The organism is Pseudomonas sp. B15(2017), assembly GCF_002113215.1.
Lineage (GTDB): Bacteria > Pseudomonadota > Gammaproteobacteria > Pseudomonadales > Pseudomonadaceae > Aquipseudomonas.
Genome location: NZ_NEJZ01000010.1, coordinates 176,078 through 196,258 on the forward strand (window position 1 = coordinate 176,078; position 20,181 = coordinate 196,258).

Below are 20,181 nucleotides of genomic sequence, written 5' to 3' on the forward strand. Positions count from 1 at the left end.
CTTGAATACGCATAAGCCAGCTCGAAGGCTGGCTTATGGTGTGTGCTTCTAACGCAAAAACAATCAGTCGGCTTTTGGAGCTTCTACCGGCTTGACCGCTTCTTCGTAAGAGACCGCTTTGTCGGTCACGCTAGCTTTCTGCAGAACAGTATCCACAACTTGTTCTTCCAGCACAACCGAACGGACTTCGTTCAGTTGCTGCTCGTTCTTGTAGTACCAGGACACGACCTGCTCAGGCTCCTGGTAAGCCGAAGCCATTTCCTGAATCATTTCGCGAACGCGGGCTTCGTCTGGCTTCAGCTCGAACTGCTTGACCACTTCAGCCACGATCAGACCCAGTACAACGCGACGCTTGGCTTGTTCTTCGAACAGCTCGGCAGGCAGTTGGTCAGGCTTGATGTTGCCACCGAACTGCTGAACAGCCTGCACGCGCAGACGGTCAACTTCGTTGGACAACAGAGCCTTGGGCACCTCGATCGGGTTGGTGGCCAGCAGACCGTCCATTACCTGATTCTTGACCTTGGATTTGATCGCCTGACGCAGTTCACGCTCCATGTTCTTGCGAACTTCGGAGCGGAAACCGTCGATGCCGCTTTCCTTGATACCGAATTGAGCGAAGAACTCTTCGTTCAGCTCTGGCAGTTTTGGCTCGGAAACGGTGTTGACAGTCACGGTGAACTCGGCGGTTTTGCCAGCCAGGTCCAGGTTCTGATAGTCCTCTGGGAAGGTCAGGTTCAGAACGCGCTCTTCACCGGCCTTGGCGCCAACGAGGCCTTCCTCGAAGCCAGGGATCATGCGACCGGAACCCAGCACCAGCTGAGTGCCCTTGGCGGAACCGCCAGCGAACACTTCGCCGTCGACCTTGCCAACGAAATCGATGTTCAGTTGGTCTTCGTTCTGGGCAGCACGCTCAGCCACTTCGAAACGGGTGTTCTGCTTGCGCAGGATGTCCAGCATCTTGTCCAGATCGGCGTCAGCCACTTCAGCGCTCAGACGCTCAACGTTGATGCTTTCGAAACCGGCAACGGTGAACTCAGGGAAAACTTCGAATACGGCTACGTATTCCAGGTCCTTGCCAGCTTCGAGCGACTTTGGCTCGATCGACGGCGAACCGGCCGGATTCAGCTTCTGCTCGACCACAGCTTCGTAGAAGGAGGACTGGATCACGTCACCGATCGCTTCCTGGCGCGCATCAGCACCGAAGCGGCGCTTGATTTCGCTCATTGGCACTTTGCCTGGACGGAAGCCAGCAATCTTGGCCTTCTGGGCAGTCTGCTGCAGACGCTTGTTGACCTGAGTCTCGATGCGCTCAGCCGGCACGGTGATGCTCATGCGGCGCTCAAGAGCAGTAGTATTTTCAACAGAAACTTGCATGGATATTCCTCGTTGCACAGACGTTAGCCGGCCGTTTCCGACCCAAGAATCAAGGGCAAGCATTCTAGTAGGTCAAACTCAAGAAGTCACCCTACTGAAAACGGGTAAAAAAACAGCAGGCCATTTGAAGGCGGGGACAAACGGTTGCACCTCGCCCTGTTAGCAAATACAGCCAATTCAAGCCAGGGCTCTGCACCAACCTCTTCTATATATAGAGGCGGTTGAATCATCTCCCTGACAGCCGACCGCGCAAGCATGGTCGGCAGGCAGCGCGCATCATCGAGCAACATTAATACGACGAAGCACCCTGCCCTGCGACCCGAAACCTGCAGCCGCGAAAATCCGAAACCGTAAAACAAAAAAGGCGCCAGACTGTTAAATCTGGCGCCTTTCGGAATATGGGGTGGACGATGGGGATCGAACCCACGACAACGGGAGTCACAATCCCGTGCTCTACCAACTGAGCTACGCCCACCATATTGCGTGCCAAAGAAGCCAAACAACTTCTTTGTAAAACTTCATCCGGCCAACGGCATGAATGAAGCTTTGATTGGTGCGGATGAAGAGACTCGAACTCTTACGCCTCGCGGCGCTGGAACCTAAATCCAGTGTGTCTACCAATTCCACCACATCCGCGGATGAAGCTTTTTAAAGCAAAGGCGCCAGACTGTTACATCTGGCGCCTTTCGAAATATGGGGTGGACGATGGGGATCGAACCCACGACAACGGGAGTCACAATCCCGTGCTCTACCAACTGAGCTACGCCCACCATATCGCGCTACTTGTGCCAATGCTGCCTAATGGCGCACCCGGCAGGACTCGAACCTGCGACCATCCGCTTAGAAGGCGGATGCTCTATCCAGCTGAGCTACGGGCGCCTTGTTAGCTGTACCCTTGGAGGACTACAAACTAAGTGCTTTCCAGTCATTCGAAACCGTAATTTCGTTCGACCTTCTTAACCAGTGCTAGGCTGTGCCCGACAAGTGCGACGAATAGTATAGAGCGACCCGAAGGTCGTCAAATCCTTTTTAAAAAAAATTCATTTAATTAAAGGGCTTAGGGGAATTTGCTGACCAAGCGCCTTTGCCCTCACCGTTTGACATGCGAGAATGCGTTCTCTTTTTTTCCCCTCTCGATGGTTAATCACGCGCAATGACTGCACAACTAATCGACGGCAAATCGATCGCCGCCAGCCTGCGCCAGCAGATCGCCCAACGGGTTGCCGAACGTCGCCAGCAAGGTCTGCGCACGCCAGGCCTCGCGGTGATCCTGGTTGGCAGCGATCCTGCCTCTCAGGTTTATGTCTCGCACAAGCGTAAAGACTGTGAAGAGGTCGGCTTCCTCTCTCAAGCCTACGACCTGCCTTCCGAAACCACTCAAGAAGCGCTGACCGATCTGATCGATCGACTGAACGATGACCCGGCAATCGACGGCGTTCTGCTTCAACTCCCTCTGCCAGAGCACCTGGACGCTTCCAAACTGCTGGAGCGCATCCGCCCGGACAAGGATGTCGACGGTTTCCATCCTTATAACGTCGGCCGCCTGGCCCAGCGCATTCCGCTCCTGCGCCCGTGCACCCCGAAGGGCATCATGACCCTGCTGGAAAGCACCGGCGCCGATCTGTACGGGATGGACGCCGTTGTTGTTGGCGCGTCCAACATCGTCGGTCGCCCGATGGCGATGGAACTGTTGCTGGCCGGTTGCACCGTGACCGTCACCCACCGCTTCACCAAGGATCTGGCCGGCCACGTCGGCCGCGCCGATCTGGTGGTCGTGGCCGCCGGCAAGCCGGGTCTGGTCAAGGGCGAGTGGATCAAGGAAGGCGCGATCGTCATCGACGTCGGCATCAACCGTCAGGAAGACGGCAAACTGGTCGGTGATGTCGTGTACGAAACCGCCCTGCCGCGCGCAGGCTGGATCACCCCGGTACCGGGCGGCGTCGGTCCGATGACCCGCGCCTGCCTGCTGGAAAATACCCTCTACGCAGCAGAAACCCTGCACGCCTGAGTCGTGTTTTCAGCTTGCCTGTAACCCCGCCTCGTGCGGGGTTTTTCATGCCCTCGAAAAAACCTTTACCGTTCGCCGGAAACCCCTATTTTTACAGGGCTTTTCACGACTTTTTCATGCGCCTCAAACAACCATCGACAGTTCTTCAGCCATACTCCTAAAATGCGTCGTTTTTACGACACAGGCCGTTACAAATTACGGCATTTCCAACCTTCATGAGTTCGCCCGCGTGAATATTCGCCTGTCCATCCTGAGCCTGGTTTTTGCATTTTCAGGCACGCTCCTCACGCCAACGGTCAACGCCGCCGAAACCACCGCTGCCCCTCGAGACGCTTCGCAGTTGAAAATTGCCTCCGGCAGCGCCCTGCTGATGGATCTGCAGACCAACAAAGTCATTTATTCCAGCAACCCGGACGTGGTGGTGCCCATCGCTTCCGTGAGCAAGTTGATGACTGGCCTGGTAGTGGTCGAAGCGCACCAGAACATGGACGAATGGATTGACGTTGACATCAGCCATACACCTGAAATGAAAGGTGTGTTTTCTCGCGTCAAACTGCGAAGCGAACTGCCCCGCCGAGAGATGTTACTGATTGCCCTGATGTCCTCGGAAAACCGCGCCGCCGCTAGCCTGGCTCACCACTATCCGGGCGGTTACGCGGCATTCATCGCAGCGATGAACGCCAAGGCCAAGGCGCTGGGCATGACCAGCACGCACTTTGTGGAACCCACCGGTCTCTCGGAGCGCAACGTCTCCACCGCCCGCGACCTGAGCAAGTTGCTGGTAGCCGCGCACAAACAGCCGCTTCTGATCGAGCTGACCACCACCAAGGAAAAGACCGTCTCGTTCCGCAAACCCAATTACACCCTGGGTTTCCGTAACACCGATCACTTGGTCAACAAGGCCGACTGGGATATCCGCATCACCAAGACCGGTTTCACCAACCCCGCCGGTCATTGCCTGGTGCTGGTGACCCGCATGGCCAACCGTCCCGTCGCGCTGGTGATTCTCGACGCGTTCGGCAAATACACTCACTTCGCCGATGCCAGCCGCATCCGCAGCTGGGTGGAAACCGGCAAGAGCGCCAACGTCCCGGCCGTGGCCCAGCAATACAAGGCTGACAAGAACCTCAAGAGTCGCCAGAGCGGCGTGATCGAAGCCTCAAAGTAATCCGCCCCCCATGAAAAAGCCCCGAATCGTCGGGGCTTTTTCCTTCATGCACTCAGTCGTTGGGCAACGGCATCTTGTCGTCATCGGGAATGCCGTCACCGGCGCTCGGGTCGCGCGAATGCTCTGGCGTGACCACTGCCGGACGCGCCAACGGATCGCGTAGAGGGCTGTCCGGATCCAGCACCGGATCAACCTCCGGCTCAGGTGTGGCAGGCACACTGTCAGGTTTGTGGTCGTCGAAACTCGAATCGGTACTCATACGCACCTCGCTTCAAGGCTTGAGATCAGCCAAGGGATCGTAAGGCTTGGCCGGACGCTTGGGATCATCGCCCGGCTGCACATCCTTCGGCGCCTTTGCAGGGCCGATGGGATCGACTTGCGGATCGTCCAGATCCGGCGAGTCCGGATCGAAGCCCAGATCGTCGCCATTGCCATGCTCGGAAGAATGCGGACCGCTGGGTGAATTTGGAATTGCCATGCTCGCCTCCTGATACTGGCCCGTAAAACACGGGACGCTACAGTTCAGAAGCACATGCTCCGCCAGGGTGCCCGACAGGCGACGAACGGAGCCTCAATGCGCTGCCAGTGCCTTCCTTGCCTGCGCCGCTTCCCGTTCCTGCCCGGCCTGAGCCAGCGCGTCGGCGGCCTTGAGCCAGCGCTGCTGATCGACCGCTGCCGGAATCTGCGTCGGTTTCTGGATCAACACTGCCCAGCCGCCGGATTTTTCGAGAGCCGACTCGAACGAACTGAAGCTCATCAATTCACGGCGATTCATCCCCGCGCGCAGCAGCACCTTCTGCTTCAGACGGTCGTAGCCCGACAGGATCGCGTAACGCGGCTCGGCCCAAAACGCCGAACCCTCGCTGAAACGCACCATCACCGGATACCCGGCCGCCACCTGAGTCAGCAGCGCCGGCAGATTGCTGTCCAGCGGATACACGACCATGCCGTATTCACGCGCCAGGCTCTGCAGATTCTGTTGCAACTTGTCCTCAGCGCCCGGTAAGTGCAGCGGCTTTTCCAGCAGACCCGGCGTGATCACGATGCCCTGCTGCGACAGCAGACTGGCCAGCACCTGCGGCCCGCTTTGATAGGCCTCGCCACGATAGAAGGTGCCGCTGAGTTCGACCCGCTCCGGCAGGCGCTTGACCTCCGGCGCCACACTGCCCGCACACCCCACCAAAGCTGTCACGCAACCGGCCACCAGCAGCGCCGCGCGAATCCGGGAAAATAGCTGCACCATCGTCACTCTCTTGATCAGTTACCGGTCATCGTGTTCCGGCTTGGTCGAGGATCATAGGACGGCGCCACGCTGCGGTATAGCCCAAAGCGACAGATCCATCGGCTGTATAGAGCGAACTGATTGGTCACCACCGACCTTTGGTCAATAGCTTGAAACACACCAGCGACTAGACTGTCACTCAGATAAGAGCCAAAGAGCGAGCGCCCGACGCAGGGCAAGAGGAGGCACAGATGAGCCTGACCATGACCATCGTAATGCTGATTGCCGGCTGGCTGGCCGTTGCGGCCGCCATGCTGTGGGGCGTGTTGCGGATTTCCCGCCGCCATCACCACCCGGTACAACCTGCACCGACCAGGAAGATCGAGAAACACAACGCCCGTCACGCCACCGCGCACTGATTTTCTGTAGCCGACACAAACAAAAAGGCCGCCTGGACTCTCGCGAGTTCAGGCGGCCTTTGGTTTTCCAGCAATTACGCTTCGGCAGTCAATTTCTTCTGCTTGGCGCGGCGCGACATCATGTTCAGCACTTCAATCGCAGCCGAGAACGCCATGGCGGCATACACATAACCTTTCGGTACGTGGGCGCCGAAGCCTTCGGCGATCAGCGTCATGCCGATCATGATCAGGAAGCCCAGAGCCAGCATCACCACCGTCGGGTTGTCGTTGATGAACTTGGCCAGCGGATCAGCTGCAAACAGCATCACCAGCACTGAAACCACCACCGCAATCACCATGATCGGCAAGTGTTCGGTCATGCCGACAGCGGTAATGATGCTGTCGATCGAGAACACCATGTCCAGCATCAGGATCTGCCCGATCGCGGCGGCGAAGCCCAGAGTCACCGTCGAGGTGGCGCTCTTCGGATCTTCCGGCGCAGGATCCATGCTGTGATGGATCTCGGTCGTCGCTTTCCACACCAGGAACAGACCACCGGCGATCAGGATCATGTCCTTCCAGGAGAACGCCTGGCCCAGGATCTCGATGACCGGCTCGGTCAACTGGACGATGAAGGCGATGGTGCTCAACAGCGCCAGTCGCATGATCAGCGCCATGCCGATGCCCAGGCGACGAGCCTTCTGCCGGTACTGCTCGGGCAGCTTGTTGGTCAGGATCGAGATAAAGATCAGGTTATCGATGCCGAGCACGATTTCCATCACCACCAGTGTGGCCAAGGCAATCCAGGCCGTCGGGCTGGAAGCGAGTTCTAACAGGTATTCCATGGGTCAGTCCTGACTCTGTGTAAGACGGTTTAGATTTCCTGGGAGGACGATTCGGATTTTTCTTCGTCGTCTTTCGGTTCTTTCTTGCTGATCAGATTGCCGGTGGCATCGCTGAGTGCCTCTTCGGCGGCTTTATGCGTGTCGTCGATGGCTTGTTTCGCCGCCTCGGCCGCCTGCCCCATCAGTTGCTGGGCGCTCTTTTCGGCCTGGTCGCAACCGGCCAGTACCAGTAAAGACGCGAACAGTAACGCTGTAGTTTTTAGTTTCATGATGCCTCCCTCGATAGAACAGACAGCGCCATACAGACCGGCCGTCGATGGCTGGGCATTCTAGGGAGACAAACACTTCAGGAAAATTCGTATTTTTAGCGGCTATACTTCGATTTATACGAACTGTATTTGACGGACCGAATCCCATGCTCAATTACCGACAACTGCATTACTTCTGGGTGGTGGCCAAGACCGGCAGCATCGTGCGCGCCTGCGAGCAACTGAACCTGACGCCGCAAACCATCAGCGGGCAGATATCCCTGCTTGAACAGACCTACGGCATCGAGTTGTTTCAACGGGTCGGCCGGCAGCTCGAGCTGACCGAAGCCGGGCGTCAGGCCCTGCCTTACGCCGAACAGATGTTCCAGCTCGGTGGCGAACTGGAACTGATGCTGCGCGCCCAGCCCAACGAACAGCAGATTCTGTTCCGGGTCGGCGTGGCGGACGTGGTGCCCAAATCCATCGTCTATCGCCTGATCGCGCCGACCATGGAATTGAGCGAACCGCTGCGCATCACCTGCCGCGAAGACAAACTCGAGCGCCTGCTGGCGGATCTGGCGATCCAGCGCCTGGACCTGGTGATCTCCGACAGCCCCATGCCCTCGCACCTGGACATCAAGGGCTACAGTCAGAAACTCGGGGAATGCGGGATCAGTTTTTTCGCCACCGCCGAACTGGCAGCGCAATACGGTCAGGATTTCCCGCGCAGTCTGCACGGCGCGCCGCTGTTGATCCCCGGCGCGGAAACAGTAGTGCGCAGCCGTTTGCAGCGCTGGTTCGCCGAGCAGCAGATTCAGCCAAGGATTGTCGGGGAATTCGATGACAGCGCCTTGATGCAGGCGTTTGGTCAGTCCGGCAGCGGGATTTTCATCGGCCCGAGCGTGATTGCCGATGAGGTGAAGCGCCAGTACGGCGTCGAGTTGATCGGCCAGACCGATGCGGTGAGCGAGTCGTTCTACGCGATCTCGGTGGAGCGCAAGGTCAAGCACCCCGGCATCAAAGCGATTACCGAAGGTGCCCGACGCGAACTGTTTACAGCGTTTTAAGCCGGCGCGCAGACGTCGCGCGGCTTGAGCACCATCAGCACCATGGCGAGGAAAATCGACAGCAGAATGAATCCGGCAGCGGCAAAGCCCACAAAACCCAGACCAGCGCTGTCGATCACTCGACCGCCAATGATCGCGCCCAGACCGATCCCGAGGTTGGCCCCGGCAATGTTCAGCGACGCGGCGAAGGCCGGCGCTTCCGGTGCCGCTTTCATCAAACGCACGTGGCTGACCAGAAACAGGGCCGCCTGGGTCACGCCCCAGATGCCCATCGCCGCCGCCAGACCCAGCGACGAATTGATGTTCGGCACCAGCGCCACCATCCCCGGGATCATGAACGCACAGAACATCACCGAAGCCATCAGCGGATGGCGATCCACCGCACGACCGCCCAGCGAGTTACCGATCAAGCCAACCGCACCAAAGCCCATCAGGCACCAGCCGACCACGGTGCCATTGAAGCCGGCCAGACGCTCAAGGATATCCGCCAGATAGGTGTAGGCGGTGAACATGCCGCTGAACACCAGAATCGACAACAGCACATGGCCCAGCATCAGTGGGCTGCGCAGTATCTTGAACTGGGAAGCGAAGCTGACCTGATGCTGGTGCAGGCTGGTTTTCGGCAGATAGACAAACAGCAGCAACGCCTTGGCGAACGCGATCACCGCCAGAATGGCGAACGCACTGCGCCAGCCGAACGCATCGGAAATCAGCGTGCCGACCGGAATCCCGAACACGGTGGCGCAGACGATGCCGAAGCCGATCTTGGCGATCGCGCGACCGGCGAAGTCCGGGCCGACGATATCCACCGCCGTTTCACTGGCCAACGCCCAGAACACCGGCAGCCCCAGCGCCGGGATCAGCCGGGCAATGGCCATGACCCAGATGTTCGGCGCCAGCGCCGCAACGGTATTGGCCAGCCCAAACATGATCAGAATGGTGATGAACAGTTTGCGGCGCTCGAAGCGGGCGAAATATGCCGTCAAGAAAGGACCGAACATGGCCACGGTGAAAGCGAATAGAGTCACCAGCAACCCGGCCTGCGGGATGGTGACGGCCAGGTCGCGGGCAATCGCCGGCAGCAGGCCGACAATGACGAACTCCGTCGTCAGCACCGTGAATCCGGCGGCGGACAACAGAAGGATGGGCAACAGCATGAGGAACTCCAGCAAAACGACGACACCAGCGCTGACCCGAAGGCCCGCTGGCAGAATTTGAAAATAAGGATGCGCAATCTTAACAGAGTGTTTCCCGAGTGACTTGCACAAACCTGTCTAAGTTGCAGAGGGTTCCGGTGGCAGATCGTCACATGCCTGAAGGAATCGGACGACGCTGTGATAAAGTCCGCGCCCTGCGAAACGTACACCCTGTTCAACCACCCGTTTAACGGCGTGGCTGGCGCGTCAGTCCTTTTGGTTCGTGTCTGTGGCCTGCCCCGATTCAACGCCCGGATTGCGCAACCTTGCACCCTATAAAAAACAGAGATGCCGTTCATGACCGCTTCATCCCCTTCTCTATTGCAACGTCTTAAAAGCCTCAGCCTGGTGACCCAGATCCTGATCGGCCTGATTGCCGGCATCGCGCTCGCGCTGTTCGCGCCGGAAGCGGCCAAAGCCACGGCCTTCATCGGCAAGGTGTTCGTCTCGGCGTTGAAGGCCGTGGCACCGATCCTGGTGTTCGTGCTGGTCATGGCCTCGATCGCCAACCACAAGCACGGCCAGGAAACCCACATCCGGCCGATTCTGTTCCTGTATCTACTGGGCACCTTTGCGGCCGCCGTGGTCGCGGTGATTGCCAGCATGATGTTCCCGTCGCATCTGGTGCTGTCCACCGACAACATCGCGGTGAGCGCGCCGGGCGGCATCAGTGAAGTGCTGCAAAGCCTTTTGCTGAGCGTGGTCGATAACCCGGTGAGCGCACTGATGAACGCCAACTTCATCGGCATTCTGGCCTGGGCCATCGGCATGGGCGTGGCGATTCGGCACGCCGGTGACACCACCCGCGAAGTGCTGGGGGATCTGTCCAACGGCGTGACGGTGATTGTTCGGGTGGTCATCCGTTTCGCACCGCTGGGTATTTTTGGCCTGGTGGCATCGACCCTGGCCACCTCCGGGTTTGGAGCATTGATCGGTTATGCGCATCTGCTGGCAGTGCTGCTCGGCTGCATGCTGTTCGTGGCGCTGGTGATGAATCCGATGATCGTGTTCTGGAAGCTGCGTCGCAACCCTTACCCACTGACACTCCAGTGCCTGCGCGAAAGCGGCATCACCGCATTCTTCACCCGCAGCTCGGCGGCGAACATTCCGGTCAACCTGGAACTGAGCAAGCGCCTGGGTCTGCATGAAGACACCTACTCGGTATCGATCCCGCTCGGCGCCACCATCAACATGGCCGGCGCGGCGATCACCATCACCGTGCTGTCCCTCGCTGCCGTGCACACCCTGGGCATCGCCGTGGACATCCCGACCGCGATCCTGCTCAGCGTCGTCGCCGCAATCTGCGCCTGTGGCGCCTCGGGCGTGGCCGGGGGCTCGCTGCTGCTGATTCCGCTGGCGTGCAGCCTGTTTGGCATCCCGAGCGAAATCGCCATGCAGGTGGTGGCAGTCGGCTTCATCATCGGCGTGCTGCAGGATTCCGCCGAGACAGCACTGAACTCCTCCACCGACGTACTGTTCACCGCTGCCGCTTGCTTGGGCGAAGAACAGAAAGCCCAGCGCCCGGCGTAAAAACCCGGCGCAACAAAAAGCCCGCCAAGGCGTAAACCTTGGCGGGCTTTTTGTTGCAGAGCGTTTTAGAACGCGCCCATGTAATCGCGCTTGCCCACTTCCACACCGTTGTGACGCAGCAGCGCGTAGGTGGTGGTGACGTGGAAGAAGAACTGCGGCAGACCGTAGCTCAGCAGGTAAGCCTGGCCACTGAAGCGCTTCTCTTTCGGGGTGCCCGGACGGGTCACGATCTCGATGCCTTCCTTGCCATTGATCTGCTCTGGCTTGATCTCGCCGATGAAGGCCAGAACCTTGGCGATCAGCGCTTGCAGCTCGGCGAAGGTGGTTTCGGTGTCGTCATATTTCGGGATTTCGATTTCGGCCAGACGCGAGGACACGCCTTTGGCGAAGTCCACGGCGATCTGCACCTGACGTACCAGCGGAAACATGTCCGGGTACAGACGCGCTTGCAGGAAGGCGTTCGGATCGATGTTTTTCTCGGTGGCGTGGGCTTCAGCCTTTTTCAGCACATCGCTCACGGCGTTGAGCATTTGTTGGAAAACCGGAACGGATGCGGCGTACAGGGAAATGGTCATGGCAGTCTCACGTGGTGGCTGGGTGAATCGTGGGGGCGATTATAGCCATGCTCGCATGGCGGCGCGGCTTGTCTTTTATCCAGCAAGGATTAGGCTAGGCGCCTTCGACTGCAGAGGGAACGCGCGATGACCACAGAATTTGAAACCCGCTCCGACGAACCACGGCTCAACGCCACGGAAATCCGCATTCTGGGCTCGTTGATCGAGAAACAGGCCACCAGCCCGGAAACCTACCCGTTGACCCTCAACGCGCTGGTACTGGCCTGCAACCAGAAAACCAGCCGGGAACCGGTGATGAACCTGACCCAGGGCCAGGTCGGCCAAAGCCTGCGCGCCCTCGAAAGCCGCGGTTTCGCCAAACTGGTGATGGGCAGCCGCGCCGACCGCTGGGAGCACAAGGTCGACAAGGCGCTGGAACTGGTGCCGGCGCAATTGATCCTGACCGGCTTGATGTTCCTGCGCGGCCCGCAGACGGTCAACGAACTGCTGACCCGCAGCGGTCGCATGCATGAATTCGAAGACACCGAACAAGTGGTGCATCAGCTGGAACGCCTGATCGCCCGGGAGCTGGCGGTGCTGATTCCGCGCCAGGCCGGCCAACGAGAGGATCGCTACACCCACGCACTGGGCGATCCGGCGGACATCGAGGCGATTATCGCGGCCCGGCAGAATCCAAGTGAACGCGGGGCTGCCAGCGGTGTGTCAGTGGAGCGAATCGAAGAACTGGAAGCGCGGATTGCGGCGCTGGAAGAACGTCTGGCCCGCCTCGAAGAATAAGCACACCGGGGCGGCGTTATTCGCCGTCCCAGTAATCCACCCCGTCCGCTTGCCGCGCCACCGCGACAAATCCCGAGGCATTGCCTTCGGCATCGACGTTGAAGTTATCCATTACCGCGTATTTGTTCGAATCCGGGTACTCGCAGATTTCCGGTTGCTGCTGGGTACTGACCGCCAGATAGCGCAGCTCCGCAGCACTGGTGTTAATGATCTGATGCGCTGCTTCAGGGCCGCCCGGCGGGCAGGCGATCACGTCCCCGGCGCGAATCGGGAAACGTTCGGCGCCCAGGCGCATTTCCCCTTCCCCGGCCACCACGTAAAACATTTCCTCATTCACACGATGACTGTGAAACGGGCTGCCGCGCATGCCCGGCGGCAGCGCATACAGTCGATAACCAAGTTTCTGCGCGCCCAGTTGCTGGCCGATCCGGGCCAGACGCTGCTGATAACGCCCGGCGGTTTCGCCTTCGGGAGACAGGGCTGCGGGCAGTGGTTCGAGTTCGACATCATTCAGGTTGAGAATCGGCGGATGCATGCAAACCTCGGCTTTTTGTGATGGGCAAGTCTGCGCCTGCTGATCCGGCAGTATAGGCAACGGCAAATCCGGGCGGATTTACCGTTGAACAGGCTTCATCAACTGCGCGCGAACGCCACCGCTGCATCGAACTGCTCGACCGTCGGCCGCACGCCGGTGTACAGCACGAACTGCTCCAGCGCCTGGATCGCGATCACTTCCAGCCCGGTGATCACCTTTTTACCTTCGGCACGGCCACGCACGATCAGCGGGGTTTCCGAGGGAATCGCCACTACATCGAACACAGTATCTGCAGACTTGATCACATCCACGTCAAAAGAAAGCTGACCCGCCTCCGGGCCGCCGTCCATGCCCACCGGGGTGACGTTGACCAGCATCTGCGGACGCTCGTCGCCCAGTTCTGCCTGCCAGCGATAGCCCAGGGAATCCGCCAGCGCCCGACCGGCGCGCTCGTTGCGGGCCACGATCAAACCGTTTTTGTAACCGCCATCGCGCAAGGCACTGGCCACAGCCTTGGCCATGCCGCCGCTACCGCGAAGGGCGAACGTCGTGTCCTTCGGCACCGCGTGGGTTTCCAGCAATTGAGCAATGGCGATGTAATCGGTGTTGTAGGCCTTCAGATGGCCGTTGGTGTTGACGATGGTATTGATCGACTGGATCGCTGCCGCCGAGGCATCCAGTTCATCGACCAACGCAATGCTCGCTTCCTTGAACGGCATCGACACGCCGCAACCGCGAATCCCCAGCGCTCGAATTCCGCCGACCGCACCGGGCAGGTCCTGACTGCTGAACGCCTTGTAGTAGAAATTCAGTCCCAGTTGTTCATACAAATGGTTATGAAACCGCAGACCGAAATTCCCGGGACGCCCAGACAGGGACATGCACAGTTGGGTGTCTTTGTTGGGGTTCATCTGCATGGGAGGCTCCTTCGAATGCACTTTCGGATGGACGGGATTAGCCAGACCATCGGGTTCTGAACGATCATAAGGCGGTCTGTTCCGGGCATCACAGTCGATGCCGGAAATCCGGTAAACAAACCGGTACAGACCTTACACAAAATTTACCTAGCGGCCGTGCTGTTTTTCAAAATGTTGCTGTCTTAGAAGTATCCCCGCGCCATCCCGAGCCTGTTGCAGGCTCGGACGCCGGGTCGAAGAACCGAGGAATTATCATGATTCGTAAACTCCCCATCGTGGCCTTGTTGATTGGTGCATTCGCGATCACGGGTCAGGCAGAAGCCCACGGCGGTGGCTGGCAGGGCCCGGCGGTATTTGGTGCGATCGTCGGCTCGGCCATCATCGGCTCGGCGCTCATCAACCAGGATCGGCCGGTGTACGTCCAACAGCCTGTTTACGCTCAACCGGCACCGGTCTACGTGCAGCAACCGCCGCCACCGGTCTACTATCAGCCGGCCCCGGTTTATGTGCAGCAACCGGTCTACGTCCAACCGGCCCCGGTGTATTACGGTCCGCCGCGTGGTTACTACGGTCGGCCACACTACTACGGTGGTCCGCGTTGGTAACCGGTACACAAGGCCCCGCTTGATAGCGGGGCTTTTTATTGCCTCCGGGAAAGCTGACCGTCCGTCGGCCAAGGTCTGAAAAAATTTCGCCAAGGTCGTTGTGGGGACAGTTTGAACCGCTAAAGTCGGCATGATGGACTCGACCGTAAGGGGCAAAACACAACGGTCATCTATTTATCATGACGGAACTGCACTCTGAATCCGTCCGCATACAACAGGTTGATAACAACAAGGACGACTTGAATGCCTACACAGAATCCTCACCGTATCGTCGGCTTATGCACTTCGAGCAAGGTCTACAACACCCTGACCGAACTCAAGCACCTGGAAGGCCACCGCACGGCGAAATTTCTCTCGCTGCTGGCGGAAAACCTGGTCCGCAAGGGCTTTCTCAACGAACACGAGATCATTCACATGCTCGATCAAGTGGTGGATTGAGCCAGCCCTCACTGGCATCAATGACCACTATCGAAAGCGTTGATTGTCCCTGAAACGGCCAATTCCCTAAGGTAGCTCCACAGATTGATGGAGGTACTTTTCATGGCCCAGGTTCAAATCATGTCCGTTATCGGTAGCGCCGTTCCCGCATCGCTCAGAGAGTTGGGCCTGCTCGCCTGCTGGTATCTGGTGCGCGACGGCGAGCCCGTCAGCGGCCCGCTCACGTCCTTGCCAGCGGCGCAGGCGCTGTCGCAACAACTGCTCAACGACCCGTTCAAGGCTTAAGGCAACTGCACTTTTGGTCTGGTTTCGATGAACAGCGCCCAACTCGACATGAACAATGCAGCGATCAGCGGCCCGATCACGAAACCATTGAGGCCAAAGACCGCCATTCCGCCCAACGTCGAAATCAGGATCATGTAGTCCGGCATCCGGGTATCCTTGCCCACCAGGATCGGGCGCAACAGGTTATCCACCAGACCGATCACGAACACCCCGAACAATCCCAGCACCACGCCCTGCCAGATCATCCCGCTGAGCAGGAAGTAAACGGCCACCGGCGCCCAGACGATCCCCGCACCCACCGCCGGCAACAGCGACAGAAATGCCATCAGCACCGCCCAGAGCAACGCACTGGGAATGTCGAGAAACCAGAATATCGCCCCGCCCAAAGCCCCTTGAGTAATCGCGACCACGAGGTTGCCCTTTACCGTCGCGCGCACCACGCGGTTGAACTTCAGCTGCAAACGACGCTTGTGATGTTCTTCCAGCGGTATCGCCGTGCGCACCTTGCGCGCCAGATCGGCACCATCGCGCAGAAAGAAAAACAACAGGTACAGCATGATGAAGAAACTCACCACGAACTCGAAAGTGCCCTGGCCGAAACTGAATGCCTGAGTTGCCAGTACTTGGCTGCCCTGCATCGAAGCCTTGACGATCTTCTCGCGCAAGGCATTGAGTTCGCCCAATCCGAAGCGGTCGAGAAGGTGCTGAAAGTACGGCGGCAGACTGTGCTTGAACTGCGCCAGATACGCGCCGATATCGAGCTTGCCGCTTTCGATGTTGTCGTAGAGCGTCGCGCCTTCCTGCACCAGCAGTACGCCGATGACGATCACCGGCAGGATCGCGATCACCAGGCAGATGCTCAAAGTACACAGCGACGTCAGGTTGCGTTGCCAGCCGAATTTCAATTGCAACCGGCGTTGCATCGGCGCAAACAGGATGCCAAGTATCACCGCCCAGAACACCGCGCCGTAGAACGGCAACAGGATCCAGATAAAGGCGACCGTCACCAGCAATAGCAGCACGGTGAGGGATTTGAATTGCAGACTCTTTTGGTTCATGTCCGGTCCAGGTCAGTCAGGCGCCACCCGCGCCCGTCCCGTTTAGTCAGCCAGCGTCGGCGCGAGTGCCCTGTTTCTTCATGGAGCATAGATCCAGATCAATAAACCCTCGGTGCAACTGCTCTACCCTGCCGCGCTTTTGCGACCGACGCCGCCATGACGACCTCTTTCACTCCCGAACTGCTCGCCCCCGCCGGCACCCTGAAAACCATGCGTTACGCCTTTGCCTATGGGGCTGATGCGGTGTATGCCGGCCAGCCGCGCTACAGCCTGCGGGTGCGCAACAACGAGTTCGATCACGCCAATCTGGCGCTCGGCATTCGCGAAGCCCAGACCCAGGGCAAACGCTTCTACGTGGTGGTCAATATCGCGCCGCACAACGCCAAACTGAAGACCTTCCTCAAGGATCTGGCGCCAGTGATCGAGATGGCGCCGGACGCGCTGATCATGTCCGACCCCGGCCTGATCATGCTGGTGCGCCGACACTTTCCGCAGATGCCGATCCACCTGTCGGTGCAGGCCAACACGGTGAACTGGGCGAGCGTCGAGTTCTGGCAGCAACAGGGGCTGAGCCGGATCATCCTGTCCCGTGAACTGTCGCTGGAAGAGATCGGCGAAATCCGCGAACAGGTGCCGGGCATGGAGCTGGAAGTGTTCGTGCACGGCGCACTGTGCATGGCCTATTCCGGCCGCTGCCTGCTCTCGGGCTACATGAACAAGCGTGACGCCAATCAGGGCACCTGCACCAACGCCTGCCGCTGGAAATATTCGGCGCAGGAAGCCACGGAAAACCAGCTCGGCGAAATCGTGCAGACCTTCGAACCGCAACCGACCCTCGGCCTCGGCACCCCCACCGATCAGGTGTTCCTGTTGCAGGAAGCCAACCGTCCCGGCGAGATGATGCCGGCCTTCGAAGACGAGCACGGCACCTACATCATGAACGCCAAGGACCTGCGCGCGGTGCAGCACGTCGAGCGCCTGACCCGCATGGGCGTGCACTCACTGAAGATCGAAGGCCGGACCAAATCGCACTTCTATTGCGCACGCACCACCCAGGTCTATCGCCGGGCCATCGACGACGCGGTGGCCGGCCGCGAGTTCGACCGCAGCCTGATGACCGATCTTGAATCCCTCGCCCAGCGCGGCTACACCGAAGGTTTCCTGCGCCGCCATGTGCATGACGAATACCAGAACTACCAGAACGGCAGCTCAGTGTCGGAGCGTCAGCAGTTTGTCGGCGAACTGACCGGCGAGCGCCGGGATCGTCTGGCCGAGGTCAAAGTGAAGAACCGCTTTGCACTGGGCGATCACCTGGAACTGATGACACCCAAGGGCAATTTCCATTTTGATCTGCATGAGTTGCAGAACCTCAAGGGCGAAACCATCGACGTAGCCCCGGGGGATGGGCACACCGTGTATCTGCCGATTCCGGATGCGGTGGATCTGCGCTTCGGCTTGTTGATGCGCGATCTCGGCGCTGTTTAGTCGCAGCTATCGAACCGGCGGCTTCAATTCGTGGCTGAAAACCGATCACGACTGTTGGTCAGGTGCAGCCACATCGCCGCGCGCGCCGCGTCGGGGTCCTGACGCTTGATCGCGTTGAGGATCGCTTCATGTTCGAGATTCGCCAGTTGCCCGAGCTTGCTCAAATCCACCGCCCCTCGCTCGGCCGCATTGACCCGAGTGCGCGGGATCATCGCGCTGCCCAGATGCTGCATGATTTCGGTGAAGCAGACATTGCCGGTGGCTTCGGCAATCAACAGGTGGAAGCGCCGATCGGCCTCGACGCAACTGTCGTTGTTGGCCAATAGACGCTGGTAGTCGTCCAGCGCCTGACGCATCTGCAACAGTTGCTGTTCGGAACGACGCTGCGCGGCCAGTGCTGCTGCTTGCGTCTCCAGCCCCATGCGCAATTCAAGAATACTGCGCACCCCCAGCGCGGTGTCGACATTCAGCCGCAACCCCTGCTCCGGCACGCGTTCGATCACGAAGGTGCCGATGCCGTGCCGCGTCTCCACCAACCCCGACGCCTGCAATTTGGAAATCGCCTCACGCACCACGGTGCGGCTGACGCCGTGCTCCTGAACGATCGAGTTTTCCGACGGCAACTTGTCACCGGGCAGCATCTGGCCGAGCAGGATGCTCTGGGTCAGTTTCTCCACCAGGTCATGGGCCAGGTTGTGGGCGCGTTTACGGGCGGGGGCGTCGAGGTCTTCTTGCATGGTCGGATCCGGTGAACGGGGCATTCCGATCGTAGCACTGCAGACGATGACTTGTATGAGCTCCTATGATTTCAAGCGCTCAACTTGTATGACAACAACCATTTTTCGTTTAAGAACTTTCAATACCTTCACGCCATCACTCCACATTCGCTGGGTTGGCACTCCACAGTTCAACCCCGCAACCACCCTTTAAAGCCCAATAAATACGGCACTTCGAATCCAGAAAAGCATAAAAAACCTTCGCCGTAGATAAATTTGATTGAGCGCCCCCACTTGTAGGACAAAAAAACGCAGTTGTATGATGTCTATCAACAACGCAACATCCAGCCAAACCCCGCATAAAAATAACGAGTGGGAGAAAACCAAGTGAAATCATCCATTGCCGGGATGAACGAGGGCGCCAATTCCGCGCTGTCCTCCACCATTGCCAAAGTCAAACGCCACGTCCTGCCGCTGTTCGTCATCATGTTCATCGTCAATTACATTGACCGGGTGAACATCGGCTTCGTCCGCACCCACATGGAACACGACCTCGGCATCGGTGCCGCGGCCTATGGTTTCGGTGCCGGTCTGTTCTTCATCGGTTACGCGCTGTTCGAAGTCCCTTCCAACATGCTGCTGCAAAAGGTCGGCGCACGAATCTGGCTGACCCGCATCATGCTCACCTGGGGCCTGGTGGCCGCCGGCATGGCGTTCATCCAGAACGAAGCCCACTTCTACATCCTGCGATTTCTGCTCGGCGTGGCCGAGGCCGGATTCTTTCCCGGAGTGATCTACTACTTCACTCGTTGGTTGCCGGGAGCCGAGCGCGGCAAGGCAATTGCGATTTTCTTGAGCGGTTCGGCGGTGGCCTCGCTGATTTCCGGCCCGTTGTCCGGCTTGCTGTTACAGATCGAAGGTCTGGGCATGCACGGCTGGCAGTGGATGTACTTCATTGAGGGGATGTTCTCGGTCTGCCTGTGCGTATTCGTGTGGTTCTGGCTCGACGCCAAACCCCACGACGCCAAGTGGCTGACCCGCGCCGAACAGGACGCCCTGGTCAAGGCCATCGACGATGAACAGAAGGCCCGCGAAGCCGCGACGCCAATCCGGCCGTCGCTGGGCAAACTGCTCAAGGATCGCCAGATCATCCTGTTCTGCCTGATCTACTTCTTCATTCAATTGACCATCTACGCGGCGACCTTCTGGCTGCCGAGCATCATCAAGAAAATGGGCGAGATGAGTGACTTCCAGGTCGGCCTGTTCAACTCGATTCCGTGGTTGCTGTCGATCATCGGCATGTACGCGTTCGCCTCGTTCTCGGCGAAGTGGAAACACCAGCAGGCGTGGGTCGCCACGGCGTTGCTGATCGCCGCTGCGGGGATGTTCATGTCCACCACCGGCGGGCCGATTTTTGCCTTCGTTGCGATCTGCTTTGCCGCGCTGGGTTTCAAATCCGCATCGTCGCTGTTCTGGCCGATTCCGCAGGCCTATCTCGATGCGCGGATTGCCGCCGCCGTGATCGCGCTGATCAACTCGGTGGGCAATCTCGGCGGCTTCGTCGCCCCCACCACTTTCGGCTTGCTGGAACAACACACCGGCTCGATCCAGGGCGGCCTCTATGGTCTGGCCGCGACCTCGATCATCGCCGCCATCATCGTGTTCGCCGCCCGCATGACACCCAAATCCGCACCTGACGTCTCCGTGGCCGATACCGCGCCGAAACACGCTTGA

At 59.0% G+C, this 20,181-nt stretch carries 23 protein-coding genes and 4 tRNA genes; 11 read left to right on the forward strand and 16 right to left on the reverse strand.

Features of this window, described 5'->3' with window-relative positions; translation table 11 throughout:
* Positions 1–63: 63 nt before the first annotated feature.
* The 5 genes from tig to CAF73_RS16600 form a co-directional block, all read right to left on the reverse strand.
* Positions 64–1,374, reverse strand: a complete 1,311-nt coding sequence (tig, locus tag CAF73_RS16580; protein WP_085703277.1) for a trigger factor — start codon at positions 1,372–1,374, stop codon at positions 64–66.
* 399 nt (positions 1,375–1,773) lie between these two features.
* Positions 1,774–1,849, reverse strand: a tRNA-His gene (locus CAF73_RS16585).
* Between the two features lie 76 nt (positions 1,850–1,925).
* A tRNA-Leu gene (locus CAF73_RS16590) sits at positions 1,926–2,010 on the reverse strand.
* A 58-nt stretch (positions 2,011–2,068) separates the two neighbouring features.
* Positions 2,069–2,144, reverse strand: a tRNA-His gene (locus CAF73_RS16595).
* Between the two features lie 32 nt (positions 2,145–2,176).
* A tRNA-Arg gene (locus tag CAF73_RS16600) sits at positions 2,177–2,253 on the reverse strand.
* Positions 2,254–2,527: 274 nt separating this feature from the next.
* On the opposite strand from CAF73_RS16600, the gene folD reads away from it, so the two are divergent.
* Together folD and pbpG are read left to right on the forward strand one after the other, a co-directional pair.
* Positions 2,528–3,382 (forward strand): bifunctional methylenetetrahydrofolate dehydrogenase/methenyltetrahydrofolate cyclohydrolase FolD, encoded by an 855-nt coding sequence (folD, locus tag CAF73_RS16605; RefSeq protein WP_011335038.1) that lies wholly within the window; start codon positions 2,528–2,530, stop codon positions 3,380–3,382.
* Positions 3,383–3,611: 229 nt separating this feature from the next.
* Positions 3,612–4,550 (forward strand): D-alanyl-D-alanine endopeptidase, encoded by a 939-nt coding sequence (gene pbpG / locus CAF73_RS16610; protein ID WP_011335039.1) that lies wholly within the window; start codon positions 3,612–3,614, stop codon positions 4,548–4,550.
* Positions 4,551–4,602: 52 nt separating this feature from the next.
* On the opposite strand, the gene CAF73_RS16615 is transcribed toward pbpG, so the two are convergent.
* The 3 genes from CAF73_RS16615 to CAF73_RS16625 form a co-directional block, all read right to left on the reverse strand.
* Positions 4,603–4,809 (reverse strand): hypothetical protein, encoded by a 207-nt coding sequence (locus CAF73_RS16615; RefSeq protein ID WP_085698995.1) that lies wholly within the window; start codon positions 4,807–4,809, stop codon positions 4,603–4,605.
* 12 nt (positions 4,810–4,821) lie between these two features.
* Positions 4,822–5,028 carry a DUF6021 family protein gene (locus tag CAF73_RS16620; RefSeq protein ID WP_085703278.1) on the reverse strand — a complete coding sequence of 69 codons (207 nt, stop codon included), beginning with the start codon at positions 5,026–5,028 and terminating at the stop codon, positions 4,822–4,824.
* Positions 5,029–5,121: 93 nt separating this feature from the next.
* Positions 5,122–5,793 carry a peptidase C39 family protein gene (locus CAF73_RS16625; protein ID WP_039767624.1) on the reverse strand — a complete coding sequence of 224 codons (672 nt, stop codon included), beginning with the start codon at positions 5,791–5,793 and terminating at the stop codon, positions 5,122–5,124.
* A gap of 230 nt (positions 5,794–6,023) precedes the next feature.
* Here CAF73_RS16625 and CAF73_RS30200 point away from each other — a divergent pair, with 230 nt between their 5' ends.
* Complete coding sequence (locus CAF73_RS30200) at positions 6,024–6,191, forward strand: hypothetical protein (RefSeq protein WP_169431021.1); 168 nt, start codon at positions 6,024–6,026, stop codon at positions 6,189–6,191.
* Between the two features lie 74 nt (positions 6,192–6,265).
* On the opposite strand, the gene CAF73_RS16630 is transcribed toward CAF73_RS30200, so the two are convergent.
* Together CAF73_RS16630 and CAF73_RS16635 are read right to left on the reverse strand one after the other, a co-directional pair.
* Positions 6,266–7,015, reverse strand: coding sequence for a TerC family protein (locus CAF73_RS16630; protein ID WP_085686574.1), 750 nt, complete (start codon positions 7,013–7,015; stop codon positions 6,266–6,268).
* A 29-nt stretch (positions 7,016–7,044) separates the two neighbouring features.
* On the reverse strand, positions 7,045–7,284 hold the full coding sequence (locus CAF73_RS16635; RefSeq protein WP_085698988.1) for a hypothetical protein: 240 nt from the start codon (positions 7,282–7,284) through the stop codon (positions 7,045–7,047).
* Positions 7,285–7,430: 146 nt separating this feature from the next.
* Here CAF73_RS16635 and nhaR point away from each other — a divergent pair, with 146 nt between their 5' ends.
* Positions 7,431–8,330, forward strand: coding sequence for a transcriptional activator NhaR (nhaR, locus tag CAF73_RS16640; RefSeq protein WP_007951569.1), 900 nt, complete (start codon positions 7,431–7,433; stop codon positions 8,328–8,330).
* Here the strand turns inward: nhaR and CAF73_RS16645 are convergent.
* Entirely contained in the window at positions 8,327–9,487 is a 1,161-nt protein-coding gene (locus tag CAF73_RS16645; RefSeq protein WP_007951570.1) for an MFS transporter, read from the reverse strand. The genes nhaR and CAF73_RS16645 overlap by 4 nt on opposite strands.
* Positions 9,488–9,823: 336 nt before the next feature.
* Between CAF73_RS16645 and sstT the strand changes: the two genes are divergently transcribed.
* Positions 9,824–11,056, forward strand: a complete 1,233-nt coding sequence (gene sstT / locus CAF73_RS16650; RefSeq protein ID WP_085703313.1) for a serine/threonine transporter SstT — start codon at positions 9,824–9,826, stop codon at positions 11,054–11,056.
* Positions 11,057–11,121: 65 nt separating this feature from the next.
* Here sstT and CAF73_RS16655 read toward each other — a convergent pair whose 3' ends face one another.
* Complete coding sequence (locus CAF73_RS16655) at positions 11,122–11,631, reverse strand: DUF1993 family protein (protein ID WP_007951572.1); 510 nt, start codon at positions 11,629–11,631, stop codon at positions 11,122–11,124.
* A 126-nt stretch (positions 11,632–11,757) separates the two neighbouring features.
* Here CAF73_RS16655 and CAF73_RS16660 point away from each other — a divergent pair, with 126 nt between their 5' ends.
* Positions 11,758–12,408: a YceH family protein gene (locus tag CAF73_RS16660; protein WP_085703279.1), complete on the forward strand. Its 651-nt coding sequence runs from the start codon at positions 11,758–11,760 to the stop codon at positions 12,406–12,408.
* Positions 12,409–12,424: 16 nt separating this feature from the next.
* On the opposite strand, the gene CAF73_RS16665 is transcribed toward CAF73_RS16660, so the two are convergent.
* Together CAF73_RS16665 and CAF73_RS16670 are read right to left on the reverse strand one after the other, a co-directional pair.
* A complete protein-coding gene (locus tag CAF73_RS16665) occupies positions 12,425–12,943 on the reverse strand; it encodes a cupin domain-containing protein (RefSeq protein WP_085703280.1) in 519 nt (172 codons plus the stop codon).
* Between the two features lie 98 nt (positions 12,944–13,041).
* On the reverse strand, positions 13,042–13,860 hold the full coding sequence (locus tag CAF73_RS16670; RefSeq protein ID WP_085703281.1) for a shikimate 5-dehydrogenase: 819 nt from the start codon (positions 13,858–13,860) through the stop codon (positions 13,042–13,044).
* Between the two features lie 254 nt (positions 13,861–14,114).
* Between CAF73_RS16670 and CAF73_RS16675 the strand changes: the two genes are divergently transcribed.
* The 3 genes from CAF73_RS16675 (at position 14,115) to CAF73_RS16685 (ending at position 15,188) form a co-directional block, all read left to right on the forward strand.
* On the forward strand, positions 14,115–14,465 hold the full coding sequence (locus tag CAF73_RS16675) for a hypothetical protein (protein ID WP_007951578.1): 351 nt from the start codon (positions 14,115–14,117) through the stop codon (positions 14,463–14,465).
* A 243-nt stretch (positions 14,466–14,708) separates the two neighbouring features.
* Entirely contained in the window at positions 14,709–14,903 is a 195-nt protein-coding gene (locus CAF73_RS16680; protein WP_085698980.1) for a hypothetical protein, read from the forward strand.
* Between the two features lie 102 nt (positions 14,904–15,005).
* Positions 15,006–15,188, forward strand: a complete 183-nt coding sequence (locus CAF73_RS16685; protein ID WP_085686588.1) for a hypothetical protein — start codon at positions 15,006–15,008, stop codon at positions 15,186–15,188.
* Here CAF73_RS16685 and CAF73_RS16690 read toward each other — a convergent pair.
* On the reverse strand, positions 15,185–16,246 hold the full coding sequence (locus CAF73_RS16690) for an AI-2E family transporter (protein WP_085698978.1): 1,062 nt from the start codon (positions 16,244–16,246) through the stop codon (positions 15,185–15,187). The two genes, CAF73_RS16685 and CAF73_RS16690, sit on opposite strands and share 4 nt — an antisense overlap.
* 156 nt (positions 16,247–16,402) lie before the next feature.
* Between CAF73_RS16690 and yegQ the strand changes: the two genes are divergently transcribed.
* Positions 16,403–17,731: a tRNA 5-hydroxyuridine modification protein YegQ gene (gene yegQ / locus CAF73_RS16695; RefSeq protein ID WP_085703282.1), complete on the forward strand. Its 1,329-nt coding sequence runs from the start codon at positions 16,403–16,405 to the stop codon at positions 17,729–17,731.
* Positions 17,732–17,754: 23 nt separating this feature from the next.
* Here the strand turns inward: yegQ and CAF73_RS16700 are convergent, their stop codons facing one another.
* Positions 17,755–18,468, reverse strand: a complete 714-nt coding sequence (locus CAF73_RS16700) for a FadR/GntR family transcriptional regulator (protein ID WP_085703283.1) — start codon at positions 18,466–18,468, stop codon at positions 17,755–17,757.
* A 366-nt stretch (positions 18,469–18,834) separates the two neighbouring features.
* On the opposite strand from CAF73_RS16700, the gene CAF73_RS16705 reads away from it, so the two are divergent.
* The gene (locus CAF73_RS16705) at positions 18,835–20,181 is read left to right on the forward strand and encodes an MFS transporter (RefSeq protein ID WP_085703284.1); all 1,347 of its coding nucleotides are present in this window, start codon (positions 18,835–18,837) and stop codon (positions 20,179–20,181) included.